Genomic DNA, 17,300 nt, shown 5'->3' with positions numbered 1-17,300 from the left:
CTCAGCCGGGGGGAGCCCAGGGGCTGCGCGGCGGCTGGTCCTCGGGCGGTGGCGAGTCCAGGTAGGACGGGTCGGCGTAGTCACCGACGCGGGGCTTCGGCGGCGGTGGCGGGTATCCACCCGATGCCGGCGGGTAGCCGGGCGCCGGGGGGTATCCGCCGGCCGGCCGGGGTGGGTGCTCCCCTGACTGAGGATGTCCGGCGCCAGGAAGGTAACCGGCACCGGGCGTCTGTCGCCCGGGCGGGGGCGGGAATCCCGCGACGGGCGGGGGCGGGAATCCCGCGCCGGGCGGGGGCGACCACTGCGGAGCCCCCGGCGCAGGCGCACTGCGCGAACGGTTGAGCAGGAGCAACCCCACCACCACGCCCGCCGCGACGAGGAGCGCAGCCCCCAGCCATGGGAGGAGCGCGAGCACCGAGCCTGCCTCGTCCGACGTCGCCCTCAGCCCCTCACCCGAGGCCATGTCCGATGCGTCGGTCCACGTCACGGTGGTGCCGTCGACGGTGCTCGAGCCGTTGTGCGCGGTGACCTCCCCCGGGAAGGTCACCGACACCCGGAAGTCGGTGAAGAGCGACGCGATCAGCTGCTCGTCGCCCCCCGACGACACGCCCACCTCGTTGCTGATCATGGCGAACCTGTACTCGCCGTCGGCGTGCACGATGCTCAGATCGAGGTTGTCGTCGGACAGCGCGGACAGCGGCGCGCCCCGGACCTCTCGGATGCAGCCCACATGGCCGTCGGCGTCGTAGTCGCTGACCGTTCCGCCGGCGCCGTCCTGTTCGCAGAGGGTGTCCACGGCGGCGGCGTACTCGTCCTGGATGGCGATCAGCATGGTCATGTCGACGGTGTCGCGGGAGGAGATGACGATGTCCGTATCCAGCCTCACGCATCCGCCGAGCAACAGCAGGAGAGGCAGCAGCGCCATCGGGAGGACCCGCCCCCCGGGGTTCGGTGTCATGATCCGACGGTAGCCGACGGCCCCGGAGGTGTCGCGCCTTCGGCGGCATCCCACCAGTCCAGTACGCGGGTTGCGTACAACGTGAGCCAAGGCGACGGCTCCCCCTTCGGAGCGTCGATCTCGAACCAGACCTGGCCCTTGTAGCGCCCGCCCTGCAGCCAGCGGCCGTCGTCACGGCGGGCCGCCCGGACCACCTCGATGGCGTCCGCGGCCCGCGGATCGGGCGGGACCCCGTCGAACTCAGAGGCCTCACGCAGGTGGTCCAGCACGTGCAGCGCGGAGTAGACCCAGCGCAGCGGGTAGGCGAAGTGGCCCACCCAGTCCGCCACCGGCTCCCCGGAGCGGAGCCCGTACAGGAGCCGGCGTTCGAGCAGATACTCCTGGGCGCGATGCCTGGCCTCCCTCAGCCCCTCAAGACCCCCGACCGCCCGCTCGTACCAGAGGATCCCCTTGAGCGAGTTGAGGGTGGAGTGGAACGACGAGCGGGTGGAACCCTCCACCCACTCACAGTTCCAGCCGCCGTCGGCCTGTTGGTGCTGGAGGAACCATCCGGCGAGCCCGCTCACGTCGGCCCCGAGCCAGACTCCGTTGGCGAGGGTGAACGCGTTGATGCAGCAGTCCACCTCGCCGTCCCAGTAGGGCAGGTCGTCGTACTCCCATCTGCTGTTGGCCGCGAGCTTCTCGGCCGTCCCGGCGAGGGCGGAGGCGTCCAGGCCCCACTCGCGGAGGGTGTTGAGGGTCCACGTTGTCGCGGTGTAGGGCTGGCCCTCGTCGTCGTCGGGGTGGTTCAGCGCCCGCGGGTCCGCCCGGGTGGGGAAGTAGGCACCGCCCGCCCATTGGCCGTCGGGGTCCTGGAGGGCCAGCAGCCGCGCACCCATCCCCTCCGTCGCGACCGAGTCGCGGGTGGACCGCCAAACCGCCTCCGGTTCCTTGAGCAGGTCTCGCTGGACCTGCCAGCGGAGGGCCGGGTCGGTGTCGAGGAGCCAGTCGGCGAGGTCCTGGTCGAGGCGCATACCCGAGCGTAGGCCCGTCAGCGCGAGCCGCGATAGGTCCAGGCACCCTGCCCGTGCACGACACGCCGTCGCAACCCCCGGCATCGGCACACCGGCGAATGCGGCCCGCGCGTCCGACGGCGTTTCGTGTCAGCGAACCGGAGTCGTCGTGCGTCAGCGTGTCGCCTGCCCCCTCGGTCCTCGCCTGCCCCCTCGGTCCTCGCCTGCCCCCTCGGTCCTCGCCTGCCCCCTCGGTCCTCGCCTGCCCGTACGGGCAGGTCAGACCACCGATCGCTGGCGGCACGGAATCAGGCTGGCCAAGTCGCCCGAGCCAGGCGAAAGCCGGCAAGCCAGGCGAAAGCCGGCAAGCCAGGCGAACCCGCAGTGGGCCGGCTCCTCAGCGCTCGGGCGTGCCGCAAGAATGTGGCCATGCAGATCCTCACCCAGACCGTCGGCCACGATGCCGTTCTCACCGCATACGTCCAGGAGCCCAGCGCCGAACTCACGACGGCCGCCACCCGCCCCGCCGTCCTCGTCCTGCCTGGAGGCGGCTACTTCTTCACCTCGGACCGGGAGGCCGAGCCCGTGGCGCTGGCCTACCTCGCGGAGGGGTTCAACGCGTTCGTGCTCCGCTACGCCGTCGGCCCCGAGAACCCGTTCGAGAAGTCGTTCGACGACGCCAAGGCCGCGCTCGCGTGGATCCGGGAGAACGCCGATGTCCTCCACATCGACCCGGCCAAGGTGGCCGTCGTGGGCTTCTCCGCGGGCGGGCACCTGGCCTGCAGCCTGGCCACCGCGGCCGAGGACAAGCCCGACGCGCTGGTGGCCTGCTACCCGGTCACGCTCGAGGAGTTCGGCCCGCCGGTGGGCAAGGAGATCGTCGACGTCCCCAGCCACGTCTCGGCCGATACTCCGCCGACCTTCCTGTTCAGCACCTGCGACGACACCGTCGTGCCCATCCGCAACTCGATCGCCTTCCTGGCCGCCCTGGCCGAGCACGGGGTGCCCTTCGAGTCGCACATCTATCTCCTGGGCCCGCACGGCCTGAGCCTCGCGACGGCGGCAACGGCCAACGGGCAGGCCCCGATGGTCGAGCCCTCGGTGGCGCAATGGCTGCGCGAGTCGGTGCGTTTCCTCCGGGCGGTGTTCGGTGACTTCGCCGTCGAGGGCGAACAGGAGTCCTTTAGCACGCTCGCGAACCGCCGCCGCCTGGGCCTCGACATGCCGCTGGGCCGGCTGATGACAGACGAGCGCGCCGCCGATGCCGTCAGGCGCCACGCCCCCGCGCTCGCCGCCGCCCTCCAGCGCGACGCGTTCGCGGGCGCGATGTCGGTGCGCCAGATCCTGGGCCTCAACCCGGAGGCCATCAGCCCCGAATCGGCAGAGGCGCTGGGGGACGAACTGGCCGCCCTGCGTCAGCCCCCGTCCGCCGGCCTCCGCGATCGATGCTGAGGCGGGCGCGGTGGTGAGGCACGCCCGGAGGCCGCATCCGCCGTCGGCCTGGGTCGCCGTGACGCGGCCAGGCACGGGGTGGCCGCGACCCTTGCGGCTGGGCCTGACTTCGGTTAACATAACGTTTATCGTTAGTATCGAGAAACGTTAGGGGTGTGCGATGTTCGCAGGGGCAGCAGGCATGGCGGTCGTGGCGGCGGCGCTGGTCGTCGCCCTCGTCGCGCTGATCGCGCGCGGCCGGGTGGGCGGAGGAGCGACGGCACTGAGGCTGGTCCGGGGAGGCGCCGCTGCCTACGCGGCGATCGTTCTCGCGGTGACCGTGGTCGCCGTGGTGTCCCAGTTGACGCTCGACACCATCGAGGTCCCGCTGCCCGTCCAGACCTTCTGGCCCGTCCTCCCCGACGGCGTGGAGATGACTCCCGGCGGAGACGCCCGCATCGTCGGCGGCGGCTTCACCGAGACGCTGTCCTCGGTCTCCGGCCTCGGCCTGGGCACCCGGGCGCTCCTCGCCGCGGGAAGCCTGGTGCAGGGCCTCACCCAGCTGGCCGTCACGGCGGCGGTGTTCCTCATCGCTCACCGCCTGCTCGCCGGGGAACCGTTCCGGCCCGTGGTGCGCACAGCGGTCCTGCTCGCCGCCGCGGCGCTCATCGGCGGCGGCATCCTGTGGCAGGTGTGCACCGGCATCGGCGAGTTCATGGCGGCCAACGAGGCCCTCGGGGCGGTCGGCTGGAGTTGGGACGAATCGCTCGGCATCGACGATCCCACCGTGCTCATGCCCGAACCGCGTCTCGGCATCACCATCCACTTCTGGCCGATCTTCACCGGGTTCGCCCTCGCCGCCGTCGCGGCCGCGTTCCGCTACGGAGAGGTCCTCGAGCGCGACATCGCCGGGCTCGTCTGATGGTCCCCGCCGAGCCCGAAGAGGAGACCGGCATCCACTGCCGCCTCGACGAACTCCTCCTGGATCGCGGCATGACCCTGACCCGGCTGAGCGAGTTGGTGGGGGTGAGCGTGGTGAACCTCAGCATCCTGAAGAACGACCGCGCCCGGGCGGTGCGCTTCTCCACCCTGCGTGCCATCTGCCGGGTGCTGGACTGCGACGTGGGGGACCTGCTGGTCCTTGACGAGCCCCGACGCCGACCGGGTTCCGGCGCATACTGAACTCAAGGGCTCCAATGTCGGGGCCGAGGAGGATGTGATGACCGAGTTCAGCATCAGCACCATCGATGCGCAGCAGGCGGCGGCGGTCCGCAGGACCGTGCCCATGGCGGAACTCACGACGGCGTTCGACACCGGCTTCTCGCACGTGATGAGGGCCGTCACCGAGCAGGGCGCAACCGTCACCGGGCCGCCGTTCGGCTACTACCACTCGATGCCGGGAGAGACCGTCGACGTGTCGATCGGGTTCCCGGTGTCGGCGGAGGTCCAGGCCGGCGACGTTCAACCGTTCGAACTGCCCGGCGGACAGGCGGTCGTCGGCACCCACGTGGGGCCGTACGACCAACTGGAGGGCACCTACGGCCAGCTGATGACCTGGGTGAAGCTGGAGGGCCTGGCGCTGGCCGAGGGGATGTGGGAGCAGTACGTCAGCGACCCGGAGGCCGAGCCCGACCCGGCGACGTGGCGGACGCTGATCGTCTGGCCGCTGGCCTGACCGGTCCCGCGGCCGGGTCGCGGCGGGGTCGCCCGCGGGCGGGAAACCGGGTGGGGGTAGCATTCCAGCATGCATCCTGAGCCGCCCCGGAGCGAGGTCTACGTCCCCAGCAGCCAGCGGGTGGACGACGTCGACCGTTGTCAGGCGCTGCTTGCCGAGGTTGGTGCCGGGCTGTGGATCACCGGTGGCGACGGCGCCCCGTCGGCCACGCTGCTGCCCACAGTCTGGGGGCAGGGGCGCCTGATCGCCCACGCGTCGGCCAACAACCCGCAGTTCGACCTGCCCGCCGGGGCGCTGGTGCCCTGCCGCGTGGTCGTCCAGGGCGCCCACGCGTACGTGAGCCCGCGCTGGTACCCGAGCATCCAGCCCCCCGAGCACGGCGGTGCCGCGCGCGGGCGTGCGGAGGGTCGCGCCGTCGGCACGTGGGACTACGAGCAGGTCCAGATCGCCGGGTGGCTGAGCGTCCACCGCGACCCCGACCGCCTGCGCGCCGAGGTGATCGCCCAGGCCACCGCCCTCGACGCCGACCGCCTCCACGACATCCCCCACGCGGCGGACGCCCATCGGGGCCCGTGGTCCCGCGCCGAGGCGCCGAAGGACTTCGTGGCAGCGATGCTCCAGGGGATCGTCGGCGTGGAACTGGAGATCACCGAGGTGGTGGGGCGGTTCAAGCTCTCGCGCAACCGCACCGACGCCGACCGCTCGGGAGTCGTCGAGGGGCTGAGGGAGCGCGGCCGTGAGCGGGATCTGAGGGTCGCTTCGAGCGTGGAAAGCACCGAGCCACTGCCACGGGGTTAGGGAACCACTGATCACAGATGTCCTGACTGCGGCGCACCGGATCCGGCACCTGGCTCCTGGCACCCTCCGTCCGGGTAGGGGTATCGAATACCCACACCAGATATAGAGGTGTCGTCTCGTCCCGCCCGGCACCTCGTCGCCGAGAACAGCATTGATCAGGGCTCCTTGGCGACGGCCGGGGCCGAGTTGCTGCGAGGGGAAACAAACTCGCGCGGCACAGGCCCGATCAGAGCGGCACCGTGGGCCACGCCCGCCCCGGCGCCGCCCCTGACAAGCACCTGAGCTGCATGCATCCCCTCCCCGTGGCGCTCGTGACGGAGGGGGGCCCATCCCCTATCGCCCGCGGAACGCCCGGCAATACGATCGGACCAGCAGCACGGACAGCAGGGAGACCGCCATGGCATCGCACGCTCATCGATTCGTCGCCGCACGGCGGGCCGGGGGTCGGGCTCTCGCCGCCCTCGCCCTCGCCCTGTCGCTGGCCGTGATCCCCGGCCCGGCCTCCGGCGCCCCGTCGGACACGGCCACCTACGTCGTGCAGTTCCGCGACGGCGTGAACGCCCGCGCCGAAGCGGCCACCGGCGCGGGGCGCGGCCTGGCCGTGGGGAGGGTGCTCACCAACGTCTACCCGGGCATGGTCGCCACGATGAACCAGGCGCAGGCTGCTGCCCTCGCGCGGAACCCGCGCGTGGTTCTCGTCGAGAAGGACCAGGTGTTCAGCATCAGCGACACTCAGACCGGCGCCACCTGGGGCCTCGACCGGATCGACCAGCGGCTGCGTCCGCTCGACGCCTCCTACAGCTACGGGACCACCGGGGACGGGATCACCGCCTACGTGATCGACACCGGCGTCCTCGCCGCGCACGCAGACTTCGGCGGCCGGGTCACCGGCGGGTACGACTTCATCGACAACGACGCCGTGCCCACCGACTGCAACGGTCACGGCACGCATGTCGCCGGGACCGTCGGCGGCATGGCCTACGGCGTGGCCAAGGCCGTGAGTATCGTGCCGGTGCGGGTTCTCAACTGCTCCGGCTCCGGCACCACGAGCCAGGTGGTGGCCGGGCTGGATTGGGTGGCGGGCGACCACACGACCCAGCCCGCCGTCGCGAACATGAGCCTCGGCGGCGCCATCTCCAACGCGATCGACGCCGCCGTGGTGAGCGTGATCAGCGACGGCGTCAGCGTCGTGGTGGCGGCGGGCAACAGCAGCCGCGACGCCTGCTTCTACTCCCCCGCGCGGGTGAAGGCCGCCATCACGGTGGCCGCGACCACCAGCACGGACGCCCGGGCCTCGTTCTCCAACTACGGCTCGTGCGTCGACGTGTTCGCCCCGGGCGCGTCCATCACCTCGGCGTGGATCGGCTCGTCGAACACCGCCACCCGCACCATCTCGGGGACCTCGATGGCGGCTCCCCACGTGGCTGGCGCGGTGGCGCGCCTCCTCGACGCCGACTCCGCGCTGACCACCTCCCAGGTGAGCAGCGCGATCACCTCCAACGCGACGACGGGCGTGGTCTCCAGCGCCGGCCGCAGGAGCCCCAACCTGCTGCTTTACGCGGCGCCGTCGTCCTGAACTCGCCTTCCCGCGTCAGTCACGACACCCTGCACCACCCTTCCGCCACGGGGCCCGTCGTGGGTGTCGGATTTCGGACGACAGACCGTCCGGAATCCGACACCCACGAAGGAGGGCCTATCCCCCGGGCCTCTCATGGAGAAGCGCCGACGGCCGCGACATCGTCGCGCACCGCAACACCCGCCCCGCCACAGCCTGCAACTCCCCGCGACCCACCCCGTCGGCCTTCGCCAGCGACCGCAGCAGCGAGCGGTCCTTCCCCTTGCGCAGCCAGTCGACGGTGGAGCCGGGCATCAACACATCCACACCGGCGCGCACCCGGTAGGCCGAGTCCCAGAGCCCCGGGAAGTGCGGGTCGCGGGAGTGTGGCATCCACCAGTCGGTCATCACCATGCCGTCGTAGCCCCACTGGCCGCGCAGGATGGTGGTGATCAGTTCGTAGTTGTAGTGCGCCCACACCCCGTTGATCTTGTTGTACGACGTCATGATGGTCCGCGGCCGGGCCTCCTTGACGCAGATCTCGAACCCCTTGAGGTAGATCTCGCGCAGCGCCCGCTCGGAGACCCGCGAGTCGTGCCTGCTGCGGTTGGTCTCCTGATTGTTGGCCGCGAAGTGCTTCGGGCAGGCCGCGACACCCTGCGCCTGCACCCCGGCCACGACGGCGGCGCCCATCCGCCCGGTGACCAGCGGGTCCTCGGAGAAGTACTCGAAGTTGCGCCCGCAGAGAGGGTCGCGGTGGATGTTCATGCCGGGGCTGAGCAGCACGTCCGAGCCCTTCCGGATCATCTCCGCCCCGTGCTCCGCCGCGAGCTCGCGGACCAGCTGCGGGTCCCACGTCGACGCCAGCGCCGTCCCGCACGGCAGCAGCGACGCGTAGGCGCTGAGTCGGATGCCCGACGGCCCGTCGGTGCAGGTGACAGGCGGCACGCCCTTGTCCCGCAGCGACTCCAGGATCCCCCCGTAGACGCCCGCGTTCCCGGCCGGGCCGAGCGGACTGTTCATCCGCCCGTGTCCCCGGGTGAGAGCCTCAAGCTCCTCGTCGCTGAGCTGCGCGACGAACTCGTCGAGGGAACGCTCGCCCGCCGCGACGGCGCCCAGTGAGATCCCGCGGTCGCCGGTCACCTGCACCTCGGCCGGCAGCGCGTCGATGATCCGACGGCGGAGGTCGACGGTGCGCACCGGCACGTCCTCCCACCCCACGCGCGCCTCCCCGCCCGCGCGGCGCAGCGTCATCCTGCGGAACGCGGCCGACGGATCGACGGCGCACGCCTCGGCCAACTGCTCCACCACCCGCAGGTCGCTGAGCCGCACCTCGGCGGCCACGCGCACGTCCGCGCCCAGGAAGAACCGGTAGGCCCCCGGTTCGAGAACCCACGCCGACCGATGGCCGGTGGCGCCCCCGTCGTCGTAGCTGGCGAGCTCATCCATGGGCACCGACAGCTCCACCCGCTCGGACTCGCCCGGCGCCAGCGCGCGCGTCTTCACATAGCCGACGAGCACGCGGGCCGGCTTGCCCAACGCGCCGTCGGGCGCCTGCGCGTAGAGCTGCACCACCTGCCGCGACACTCGCGCCCCCGAGTTGGTCACGTCCACGGCGACCCGCACCACCTCGCCGGCCTCGAACGCGACCCCCGAGTGGTCGAAGGTGGTATAGGTGAGGCCGAACCCGAAGGGGTAGAGCACGGAGTCTGGGGCGAACGTCTCGAAGTAGCGGTAGCCGACGAAGACGTCCTCGGCATAGCGGTTGTAGTCCTTGTGGCCGAAGTTCGCGGCGGTGGGGTAGTCCTCGTAGCGGCGGGCGATGGTGTCGGTGAGGCGCCCCGACGGCGACACCGCGCCGGTCAGGACGTCAGCCAGTGCCCGGCTGCCCTCCATGCCCCCCTGCCACGCGAGGATCAGGCCCGCGAGCCGGTCCCCGTACTCCTCCGCCCAGGAGAGGTCCATCACATTGCCCGTGTTGACGATGACCACCACCCGCTCGAACCGCGCGACGACGGCGTCCAGCATGGCCCGTTCGGCGTCGGCGAGGTAGTAGGAGCCCTTCTCCAGGACGTTCTCGCGATCCTCTCCGGCTGCTCGGCCGAGCACCACGACGGCCGTCCCGGCCGTGTTCGCCGCCCGCGACACCAGCCCGGGGTCCAGTGGCATCTCGTCGAAGTGTCGCGGCCAGTTGCCCCAGTACCCCTCGTCGGGTGGGTTGGCGGCGGACCATGCCTCGTAGGCGTCGGCCAACTCGCCGCTCACCAGGACACCCGCCTCGCGCAGCGCTCCCAGCAGCGACACCTCGTAGGGCGCCTTCACGTCGCCACCCGAGCCGTATCCGACGGCGAACCAGTCGCACTGCACCCGCCCGAACAACGCCACCTCGTCACGCGGCGCCAGCGGCAGCACCCCGGCCTCGTTGCGCAGCAGCACCACCCCCTCGGCGGCGGAGCGGCGGCACAGCTCGACGATCCGGTCCGAGACCGTGCGGTCGGTGTCGACGAGGCCCGCCGACTTCTGGGAGAGTCCGTTGACGACGGTGTGCATCGCCTTGCGGTAGAGGCGCCAGAGTTCCTGCGGCATCGGGGGTCCTCGAGGGTGGTCGGTGGGTGTCGGTTCTTGGACGACAGACCGTCCGGAATCCGACACTGAGTGGCGACCCCAGCATAGGCGAAGCGCTTCGATGCTGCTAGTGCGATCCCTCCGCCTGCCTCCCAGCCGTCGCCTGCGTCCTGGGGTCTCGCCTGTCGCGGATCAAGCCGCCAGCCGTCCACGTGCTCGCCTGCCCGCTGGGGCTGGCCATGCCGCACGAGCCAGGCGGACGCGAACAAGGCCGGCCACACGACCGAGGGCAGGCGAACCCGCCCAAGACAGGCGTCGGCGACTTGTCTCGCCCCCGGACACAGAACCCCCGCCGGCCCATGAGGGGGACGGGGGATCCGCGACGGGGGTCGACGGTCAGGTCAGAGGCCGAGCAGCCTGGCCTTCGCGGCGGTGAACTCCTCCGCCGAGAGCAGGCCCTTCTCGTGCAGCGCGGCGAGGCGCTCGAGTTGTGCCAGCGGATCCGCGGGCTCAGCCGGAGCGACGACGGGGGCAGCGGCCGGGGCAGCGGCCGGGGCCGCGACGACCGGAGCGGCAACCGCCTGCTGGGCTGCGACGGCGCGGGCCGCCGCGTCGTCGAGGGCCGCCTGCTGGGCCTGGGCCCGCGCGACGGCGAGTTCCTGTTCCTGAGCGGCAGCGGCCTGCTGCTTGGCCGCCACGTTGCCGGAGACCCTGGTGGCGGTGCCGGCGATGACTGCCGTGCGGGCGGCGGTGCCGAGGAGGCCGGGCCGGCCTCTACGTCGAATCATGATTCTTCCTCCTGTGTCGTGCGAATGAAGACCCGGCGTCCCCGGGCCCGGACCGACGGGGTCAGCTGCCGATGCGGGCCGCGATGAGCCCGGTGACGATCACGGACGTGATGGTCACCGTCGAGAAGCCGGCGATGATCATCTTGGGGAGGATCGCGCCCTCGATGGCCGCGACCTCCTCCGGGGTTTCGCCGGCGCCCTTGGCGGCCTCCTGCGACAGGATCATCGTGCCCGGGAAGCCGTAGAGCGAGGTGAGGCCGATGGCGATCGACATCGGGACGGTATAGCCGAGCAGCTTGCCCGCGACCGCCGCGAACAGCGCGATGCCGGCGATGCCGAACGCGAAGGCGATCAACAGCGGCACGGCGAGCGCGGCGACGTCCGCGGGTTGAACGGTGGCCAGCGGCCCGAAGACCAGGATCATGATCGAGAGCATCATGAGGCCGTAGGCGTCGATGCCGTTGAGGATGCCGGGCTTGAAGATCCCGAAGGCGCGCAGGGCGATGCCGAAGATCAGCGCCACCACGAAGGTGTTCAGGATCCCACTGGTGAGGTTGTTGATGAGGATCGAGATCAGCACCACCGCGCCCACCACCAGCAGCGTGCCGGGGGTGGTGCTCAGGAACGCGGGCATCTTCGACGGTGCGGCATCCGCCGTGGAGGCCGCGGCCGCCGGGGCCTCCAGCCGTCCGGCGCGGTACTCGCCCTTCAACCTGGTGGCCTCCTGGCGCAGGATGATCGACGTCAGCGGGAAGCCGACGAGGCCCTGCAGGGCGGCGATCAGCACAGGGAAGATGGCCACGGAGGTCAGGCCGACGCCGAGCGCCGCGTCCTGGATGATGAGCACGGAGATGGTGCCTCCGCTGAGCGATCCGATGCCGGCCACCACGTAGTCCATGGCCTGCGAGACCCCGTCGTAGGCACCCTGACGCCGGCCACCGCCGAAGATGAAGCCGGCGATGTAGAGCAGGACACCGATGCCCACGACGGTGGAGACGCCCACCACGACGGTCTTCCACTGGCGCTTGAACTCGTCGATGCTGATCAGCGTCCCGAGGTGGACGATGATGAAGCCCACGACGACGCCGCCCAGACCCAGCAGGGAGGAGCTGGCGAGGAGGTCGTCGGGGAAGATGTCGGTGAGGAAGCCGATGAAGAAGATGATCGACGCCACGAACAGCGACGACAAGAGGGACTGGGTCTTCTTCGCCACCCAGTCGCTGACCGTCCAGACCGCCATGACGATGGCGAAGGCGAGAACCGCGTTCATATGAGTCTTATCCTCCCGATGGGCACAGCTGAACACCGCAACACTTGCCCCATTGACACCCCACAGCATCACCCGTAGCGGGTGAGCCATCCTCCCGAGATCAGAAAGTCCAGATGAGCGGGACCAGGAAGATGCCCACCAGCCCGTAGATGGGCAGGAGGGGGAGGCCCAGCTTCCAGTAGTCGCCGAACCGGTACCCCGCGGCCTCCATGACCATGAGGTTGGCCGGTGTGGCGACGGGGGTCAGCAGCGCGCCCGCCGCGAACACCGCCACCGCGATGAGCACCGGCACCGCCGAGACGTCCAGTTGCGCCGCGGCCGAGATCCCGACGGGGATGACGATCAGCGCGGTGGCCGTGTTGCTGATCAGCTGCCCGAGCACCGCGGTGATGACGAACAGGCCGGCCAGCAGGGCGTACGGCCCGGCGTCGCCGATGAGCGCCACGAGTCGCTCGGCCAGCGTCTGGGCCGCGCCGCTGGCCACCATGGCGGCAGACATCGACATCATGCCGCCCACGAGGATCACGGTGGTCCAGGAGATCCCGCGATAGCCCTCTTCGACCGTGAGCACGCCCAGCAGGATCATCGCCAGGGCCGCGACGATGCCCACCACCGAGGCGGGCACGAGCCCCGTCGTCAGCAGGATCACCATGCCGGCGAGGACGCCGATGGCCCGCTTCGCGCCGACGCCGAGAGGTACGGCCTGACGACGGACGGTGTCCGGGTCGTCCACGGCCATGATGTCGGGATCCTCGGCTGCGTTGTCGAGCGCCTCCCAGGATCCCTGCAGCAGCAGCGTGTCACCGGCCGACAGGGTGACCTCCTCGTGCACGTCCTGGCCCCGGTGGTGCATCGCGGCGACCACCAGCTCGCCGCTCTCGGTCACCATGCCCCGGTGCACCACGTCCCCGATGAACTGCGAGCGGGGCGGAATGATGAACTCGGCCGCGCCGCTGCCGCGCTCCATGAGCGTGGCGTGCGAACCCTCCACCCCGTAGTGCGCGGCCAGGGTGTCGCCGTGGGCGCCGAAGTCACGCAGTGCCCGGGCGGGGGTGCGGGTCGGGATCAGCTTCGAGCCGAACACGATGACCATGAGGATGGTGATGAGCACCAACGGGACGCCGACGGCGGCGATGGTGAACAGGCCCATCCTCTGGCCGGTGACCTCCTCGACGTAGTCCGCCACGAGGACCGTCACCGGCGACCCGGTGAGCATCAACAGGGAGCCCGCGTGCGCGGCGAAGGCCGTGGGCAGGAGCATCTCGGACGGCGACCGCTTCGCCCGGAGGGCGATCACCACCACCACGGGCGTCAGCGCCGCCACGGCCCCGTTGGGGCTGATGAGGGCCGTCAGCACCGCGACAACCAGCATGACGGTGACCATCAGCCGGGTGGGGCTGTCCCCGCCGTGTTCCATGGCGAAGTTGCCCACCCAGGCGGTGACCCCGGTCTTGTCCAGTGCCTCGCTCACCACGAACAGGGCCGCGATGAACAGGACTGTGGGGTCACCGAAGCCGGCAGTGGCCTCGCCGAGCTCGAGCACGCCCGTGGCCCAGAGACTCAACGGGACGAGGAGCGCCACGACGGCGACGGGGAGGCGGTCCAGGATGAAGAGGACCACCGTCGCCCCCAGGACGACGAGTGTGATGACGCTGTCGGTCACAAGGGGCTCCTAGGTGCGGGTGGATGAGGCGGGGAACGCCACGCGGAACGCCTCGCCCTACCCTCCCCTCGACCCCTTCCCCGGGCATCACCCTTCACGGGTAATCCGCCGGGAACTCCGGCGCGGGAGGATGAGTGTGCGCCCGGCTGACCGCCGGGCCGGAGAGGACGCACGATGAGCGACACCCAGCAGACCGGCGGCAGTTTCCTCCGCTCGCCCCGCACCTGGGTGGGGGTCGCCGTCGCGGTCCTCGCCGGAGCGTTCATCGTCCAGAACCGCCAGATCGTCGGCATCGAACTGCTGGCCTTCACGTTCCAGGCTCCCCTCTGGATCACGTTGAGCGGCGTGTTCCTCGCCGGGGTTGCGACATGCTGGCTGATCAGCCGCCGGCGCGGGTAACCGGCCGGCGGCCGCCGCTGGGCATCCGCATCCATGCGGAGGGCGAGGTGGGCGCCGACCTGACGGCGGAGCTGGGCGGGCTGGTTGCCACCCCCCTGCCGGACGGCACGCTCCTTCAGGGCACGGTGATGGACACCGCCGAACTGTGGGGGGTGCTGCACCGCCTCCGCCGGGCCGGGCTGCGGCTGCGATCGGTGGAGAGACCCTGCGCCGCACCTGTGCCGGACCCCGCCGACCCGGAGGGCGAGGCGCCCCGCGAGGCACTCCTGGCGCGTGTCGAGGTGGACGGCCACGCGGCGGGCATCGTGTCCGTGATCCTCCGCGCTGCGGACGTCTATCAGAACCCGCCGTCGACCACCCTGGTCTTCCGGCTCGGCAGCGAAGACGCGCTCTTCGAGGTTCTCGACACCCTCGAAGACCTGGCCCTGAACCTCCGCGGAATCCACGTCGACGGCTGAGGCTGTGGTCGCTCCTGCTACATGGCGTCGTTTAGGATGACGCCACAGGCCACCAGTGACAGGAACGAGGCCAGCGTGCGTGCAGGTCAGGAGATCCGTCCCTTCAGCGAGACGCGGTTTCGCGTGCCGGTCCGCTCGGAACGGTTCATCCGCCGTCCCCGCATCACGGCCCTTCTCGACTCCCACCTGTCCCACCCGGTCACCCTCGTCACCGGCCCTGCCGGGACGGGTAAGACCCTGGCCGTGGCGGACTGGACGCTCGTCGGCCACCCGCCCGGCGTCGTCGCGTGGTTGTCGCTCGATCGGGGCGACGCCGGCCTCACGCGGTTCTGGGCATCGGTGCTGTCGGCGCTGGTCGCGGCCGCGCCCGGGGCGCTGAGCGGCCTCGAGATCCCCGACGCGCCGGACGCGGACTTCCTGGAGTCGGTGGCCGGGAACGCCGGCGGCCTCGTGCTGGTGCTCGACGACGTGCAGGAGCTCGACGGGGGCACCGCGCTGGACTGGATCGACCGGGTGCTGCGCTGGCCGCCTGCCGGAGTGCGGTTCGTCCTGGTGGCGCGCCACGACCCCCCGGTCTCGCTGCAGCGGCTGCGTCTGGAGGGCAGAGTTGGCGAGCTGCGCCTGGCAGACCTGGCCTTCACCCCCGCCGAGTCCGAGGAGCTGATGGCCGAGTCCGGCGTGACGCTGACCCCCGTCGCGCTGGAAAGGCTCATGGAGTCCACAGCCGGGTGGGCGGCGGCGCTCAGGATGGCCGCGCTGACGCTGCAGGTGGCCGAGGATCCAACGCTCGCCATCGAGCGGTTCGGCGGGGTCACGTTCCTGGTCTCGGAGTACCTGTGGGACGAGGTCCTCCAACTCCTTCCCCCCGCCTACAGCGAGTTCCTCCTCAGGACCTCCGTCACCGGACGGCTGTGCACACCGCTCGCGGTGGCGCTCACCGACGAACCACGGGCCGACGAGATGCTGCGGACGCTGGCCAGGGAGCAGCTTCTCGCCCACGAGGTGGAGGGCACCGGCTGGTACCGGACGCACTCGCTGCTCACCGAGGTGCTGCGCGCACGCCTGATGTCCACCAGCCCCGAGCTGGCACAGGACCTCCATCGCCGGGCCGCGCTCTGGTTCGAGGACAACGGTGCGTGGACGAAGGCCCTCGCCCATGCCACGGCCTCCGGGGACTGGGACTTCGCCGGCCGGATGGCGATGCGCTCGGGCGCGGTGGCCCTGTTCACCACGGACCGGCAGCCCTACGTCGAGGCGATGTCGCGGGTCCCGGCCGCGGTGACGGTGGACCACCCGGAGCTGGCCGTCGCGCACGCGGTGGCGGCCTACTGCCGCGGGGACCGCGGCGCCGTCGAGGGGCTCCTGGCCAGGGCGGACATCTCGGCGCTGCCCGAGCGGCGCAGGGGCCTGGCCACCATCACGATCGAGTCACTGCGGGCCGCCCAGGCCCATCGCGACGGCGACGCCCTGGTCATGCGGGAGGCCTCCACCCGGGCCGACGAGTTGCTCGCCGGGATCAGCGCCGCGGAGGCCCCCGGCTGGGCGGCCTACGGCGGCTTCTCCCATGCCCTCCGCGGCGTGGCCGAGCTGTGGGCCGGACGCCCGGACCTGGCGGCACGGTTGCTGGCGCAGGCCGTGGAGTCCTATCCCGCCGGCCCGCTCAACGCCTACGGCGAGGTGTACTACGGCGGGATCCTGGCCCTGGCTCAGGCCGGGAGCGGGCGGCTGTCGTTGGCGCGCGGCACAGCCGAGGACGCTCTGGAAGTAGCTCGGCGGCATGGCCGCTCGCGCTCCTACGAGAGCCAATGGGCGTGGCTCGCCCTGGCCACCACCCTGCTGTACGCCGGAGACACCGACGGCGCGGCCTCAGCGCGCAGCCAGTGCGCCGACGCCGGTGGGGAGTCGATCAACCCCTTCGTCGCGGCGACGCTGCAGATCATCACCGCACGTCAGGCGCTCGGCACCGGGGACCTCGCCGGTGCGAGACGCGGGGCTGCCGCCGCCCGGGCCGCGGTCGCGAGGCGCCCCGGCATGCTGACGCCCATGGCCCTGCTCACCTCCCTCCGCGTCGACCTCGCGCTCGCGGAGGGCGACACCGAGGCGGCCCGCATCGCCCTGGCCGAGTACGACGCCTCACCCATCGGGCGAGGCGAGGCGCCCGCCCCCAGGCCCGATGCGGTCTCCAACTGCCGTGCCCGGTTCCTCCTGGCCACCGGCAGGCCGGAGCGCGTGCGGGCCACCGTCGCCCACCTGCTCGATGTCGTGGGCGGCGAGGCGGTCCAGGCGTGGCTCTCCGTCGCGGCGGCCGAGGACCGCCTCCGGCATGACTCGCTCGCCATCGAGGCGATGGGACGCGCGCTGGACCTCGCCGCGAGCGAGGGCGCGGAGTTGTTCCTCCTGCGCCAGTCGCGCCAGCTCGCCGCCGCGCTGCGCCGCCATCGCGACGTGGTGGGCAGCCATCTCGGCCTGGTGGATCGCGCATTGGGGATCGCCGACGGCTCAGCGCCCTCGCCCGGTCGCCGGGCCCTCGTGCCGCTGACGGAACGGGAGCGGGCGGTGCTGTCCTACCTCCCCACGATGGGGTCCAACGCCGAGATCGCGGCGGCCCTCAGCGTGTCGGAGAACACCGTCAAGCAGCACCTCAAGTCCATCTACCGGAAGCTGACGGTCAACAGCCGCCGGGAGGCCGTGCGCGTGGCCCGCGACGCCGGGCTGCTGGACGGGCTGACGCGCACGATCGCCACGTGA

The 17,300-nt window shown here is 71.5% G+C and carries 15 protein-coding genes; 9 read left to right on the top strand and 6 right to left on the bottom strand.

Annotation, left to right across the window (positions count from 1 at the left end; translation table 11 throughout):
• Nucleotide 1: 1 nt before the first annotated feature.
• A complete protein-coding gene (locus ACX1D3_RS03945) occupies nucleotides 2-958 on the bottom strand; it encodes an LppM family (lipo)protein (protein ID WP_458995685.1) in 957 nt (318 codons plus the stop codon).
• Nucleotides 955-1,971: a squalene cyclase gene (locus ACX1D3_RS03940; protein WP_458995684.1), complete on the bottom strand. Its 1,017-nt coding sequence runs from the start codon at nucleotides 1,969-1,971 to the stop codon at nucleotides 955-957. Before ACX1D3_RS03940 ends, ACX1D3_RS03945 begins: the two co-directional genes overlap by 4 nt.
• A gap of 408 nt (nucleotides 1,972-2,379) precedes the next feature.
• Between ACX1D3_RS03940 and ACX1D3_RS03935 the strand changes: the two genes are divergently transcribed.
• The 6 genes from ACX1D3_RS03935 to ACX1D3_RS03910 all read left to right on the top strand — a co-directional run bounded on the left by ACX1D3_RS03935 (nucleotide 2,380) and on the right by ACX1D3_RS03910 (nucleotide 7,430).
• Nucleotides 2,380-3,402 (top strand): alpha/beta hydrolase, encoded by a 1,023-nt coding sequence (locus tag ACX1D3_RS03935; protein ID WP_458995683.1) that lies wholly within the window; start codon nucleotides 2,380-2,382, stop codon nucleotides 3,400-3,402.
• A 160-nt stretch (nucleotides 3,403-3,562) separates the two neighbouring features.
• Nucleotides 3,563-4,303, top strand: a complete 741-nt coding sequence (locus ACX1D3_RS03930; RefSeq protein ID WP_458995682.1) for a hypothetical protein — start codon at nucleotides 3,563-3,565, stop codon at nucleotides 4,301-4,303.
• The gene (locus ACX1D3_RS03925; RefSeq protein WP_458995681.1) at nucleotides 4,303-4,563 is read left to right on the top strand and encodes a helix-turn-helix domain-containing protein; all 261 of its coding nucleotides are present in this window, start codon (nucleotides 4,303-4,305) and stop codon (nucleotides 4,561-4,563) included. Before ACX1D3_RS03930 ends, ACX1D3_RS03925 begins: the two co-directional genes overlap by 1 nt.
• A 37-nt stretch (nucleotides 4,564-4,600) precedes the next feature.
• Nucleotides 4,601-5,056 carry a GyrI-like domain-containing protein gene (locus tag ACX1D3_RS03920; RefSeq protein WP_458995680.1) on the top strand — a complete coding sequence of 152 codons (456 nt, stop codon included), beginning with the start codon at nucleotides 4,601-4,603 and terminating at the stop codon, nucleotides 5,054-5,056.
• A 69-nt stretch (nucleotides 5,057-5,125) separates the two neighbouring features.
• Complete coding sequence (locus tag ACX1D3_RS03915) at nucleotides 5,126-5,854, top strand: FMN-binding negative transcriptional regulator (protein ID WP_458995679.1); 729 nt, start codon at nucleotides 5,126-5,128, stop codon at nucleotides 5,852-5,854.
• A 397-nt stretch (nucleotides 5,855-6,251) separates the two neighbouring features.
• Nucleotides 6,252-7,430 (top strand): S8 family peptidase, encoded by a 1,179-nt coding sequence (locus ACX1D3_RS03910; RefSeq protein ID WP_458995678.1) that lies wholly within the window; start codon nucleotides 6,252-6,254, stop codon nucleotides 7,428-7,430.
• Between the two features lie 117 nt (nucleotides 7,431-7,547).
• Here the strand turns inward: ACX1D3_RS03910 and ACX1D3_RS03905 are convergent, their stop codons facing one another.
• From ACX1D3_RS03905 to ACX1D3_RS03890, 4 genes are all read right to left on the bottom strand, one after another.
• Nucleotides 7,548-9,995: a glycoside hydrolase family 3 protein gene (locus tag ACX1D3_RS03905; RefSeq protein ID WP_458995677.1), complete on the bottom strand. Its 2,448-nt coding sequence runs from the start codon at nucleotides 9,993-9,995 to the stop codon at nucleotides 7,548-7,550.
• 380 nt (nucleotides 9,996-10,375) lie between these two features.
• Nucleotides 10,376-10,762: an SHOCT domain-containing protein gene (locus ACX1D3_RS03900; protein WP_458995676.1), complete on the bottom strand. Its 387-nt coding sequence runs from the start codon at nucleotides 10,760-10,762 to the stop codon at nucleotides 10,376-10,378.
• A 61-nt stretch (nucleotides 10,763-10,823) separates the two neighbouring features.
• Nucleotides 10,824-12,032: a hypothetical protein gene (locus tag ACX1D3_RS03895; RefSeq protein WP_458995675.1), complete on the bottom strand. Its 1,209-nt coding sequence runs from the start codon at nucleotides 12,030-12,032 to the stop codon at nucleotides 10,824-10,826.
• A gap of 100 nt (nucleotides 12,033-12,132) precedes the next feature.
• On the bottom strand, nucleotides 12,133-13,695 hold the full coding sequence (locus tag ACX1D3_RS03890; RefSeq protein ID WP_458995674.1) for an SLC13 family permease: 1,563 nt from the start codon (nucleotides 13,693-13,695) through the stop codon (nucleotides 12,133-12,135).
• A 174-nt stretch (nucleotides 13,696-13,869) separates the two neighbouring features.
• Here ACX1D3_RS03890 and ACX1D3_RS03885 point away from each other — a divergent pair, with 174 nt between their 5' ends.
• From ACX1D3_RS03885 to ACX1D3_RS03875, 3 genes are all read left to right on the top strand, one after another.
• A complete protein-coding gene (locus ACX1D3_RS03885; protein ID WP_458995673.1) occupies nucleotides 13,870-14,094 on the top strand; it encodes a LapA family protein in 225 nt (74 codons plus the stop codon).
• Nucleotides 14,064-14,552 (top strand): DUF8691 family protein, encoded by a 489-nt coding sequence (locus ACX1D3_RS03880; protein WP_458995672.1) that lies wholly within the window; start codon nucleotides 14,064-14,066, stop codon nucleotides 14,550-14,552. Before ACX1D3_RS03885 ends, ACX1D3_RS03880 begins: the two co-directional genes overlap by 31 nt.
• 75 nt (nucleotides 14,553-14,627) lie before the next feature.
• Complete coding sequence (locus ACX1D3_RS03875; RefSeq protein WP_458995671.1) at nucleotides 14,628-17,300, top strand: winged helix-turn-helix domain-containing protein; 2,673 nt, start codon at nucleotides 14,628-14,630, stop codon at nucleotides 17,298-17,300.

Source organism: Tessaracoccus yangjingae (genome assembly GCF_054483935.1).
Note: the sequence above shows the minus strand (reverse complement) of the source record. Positions and strands in the feature narration are given on the sequence as shown.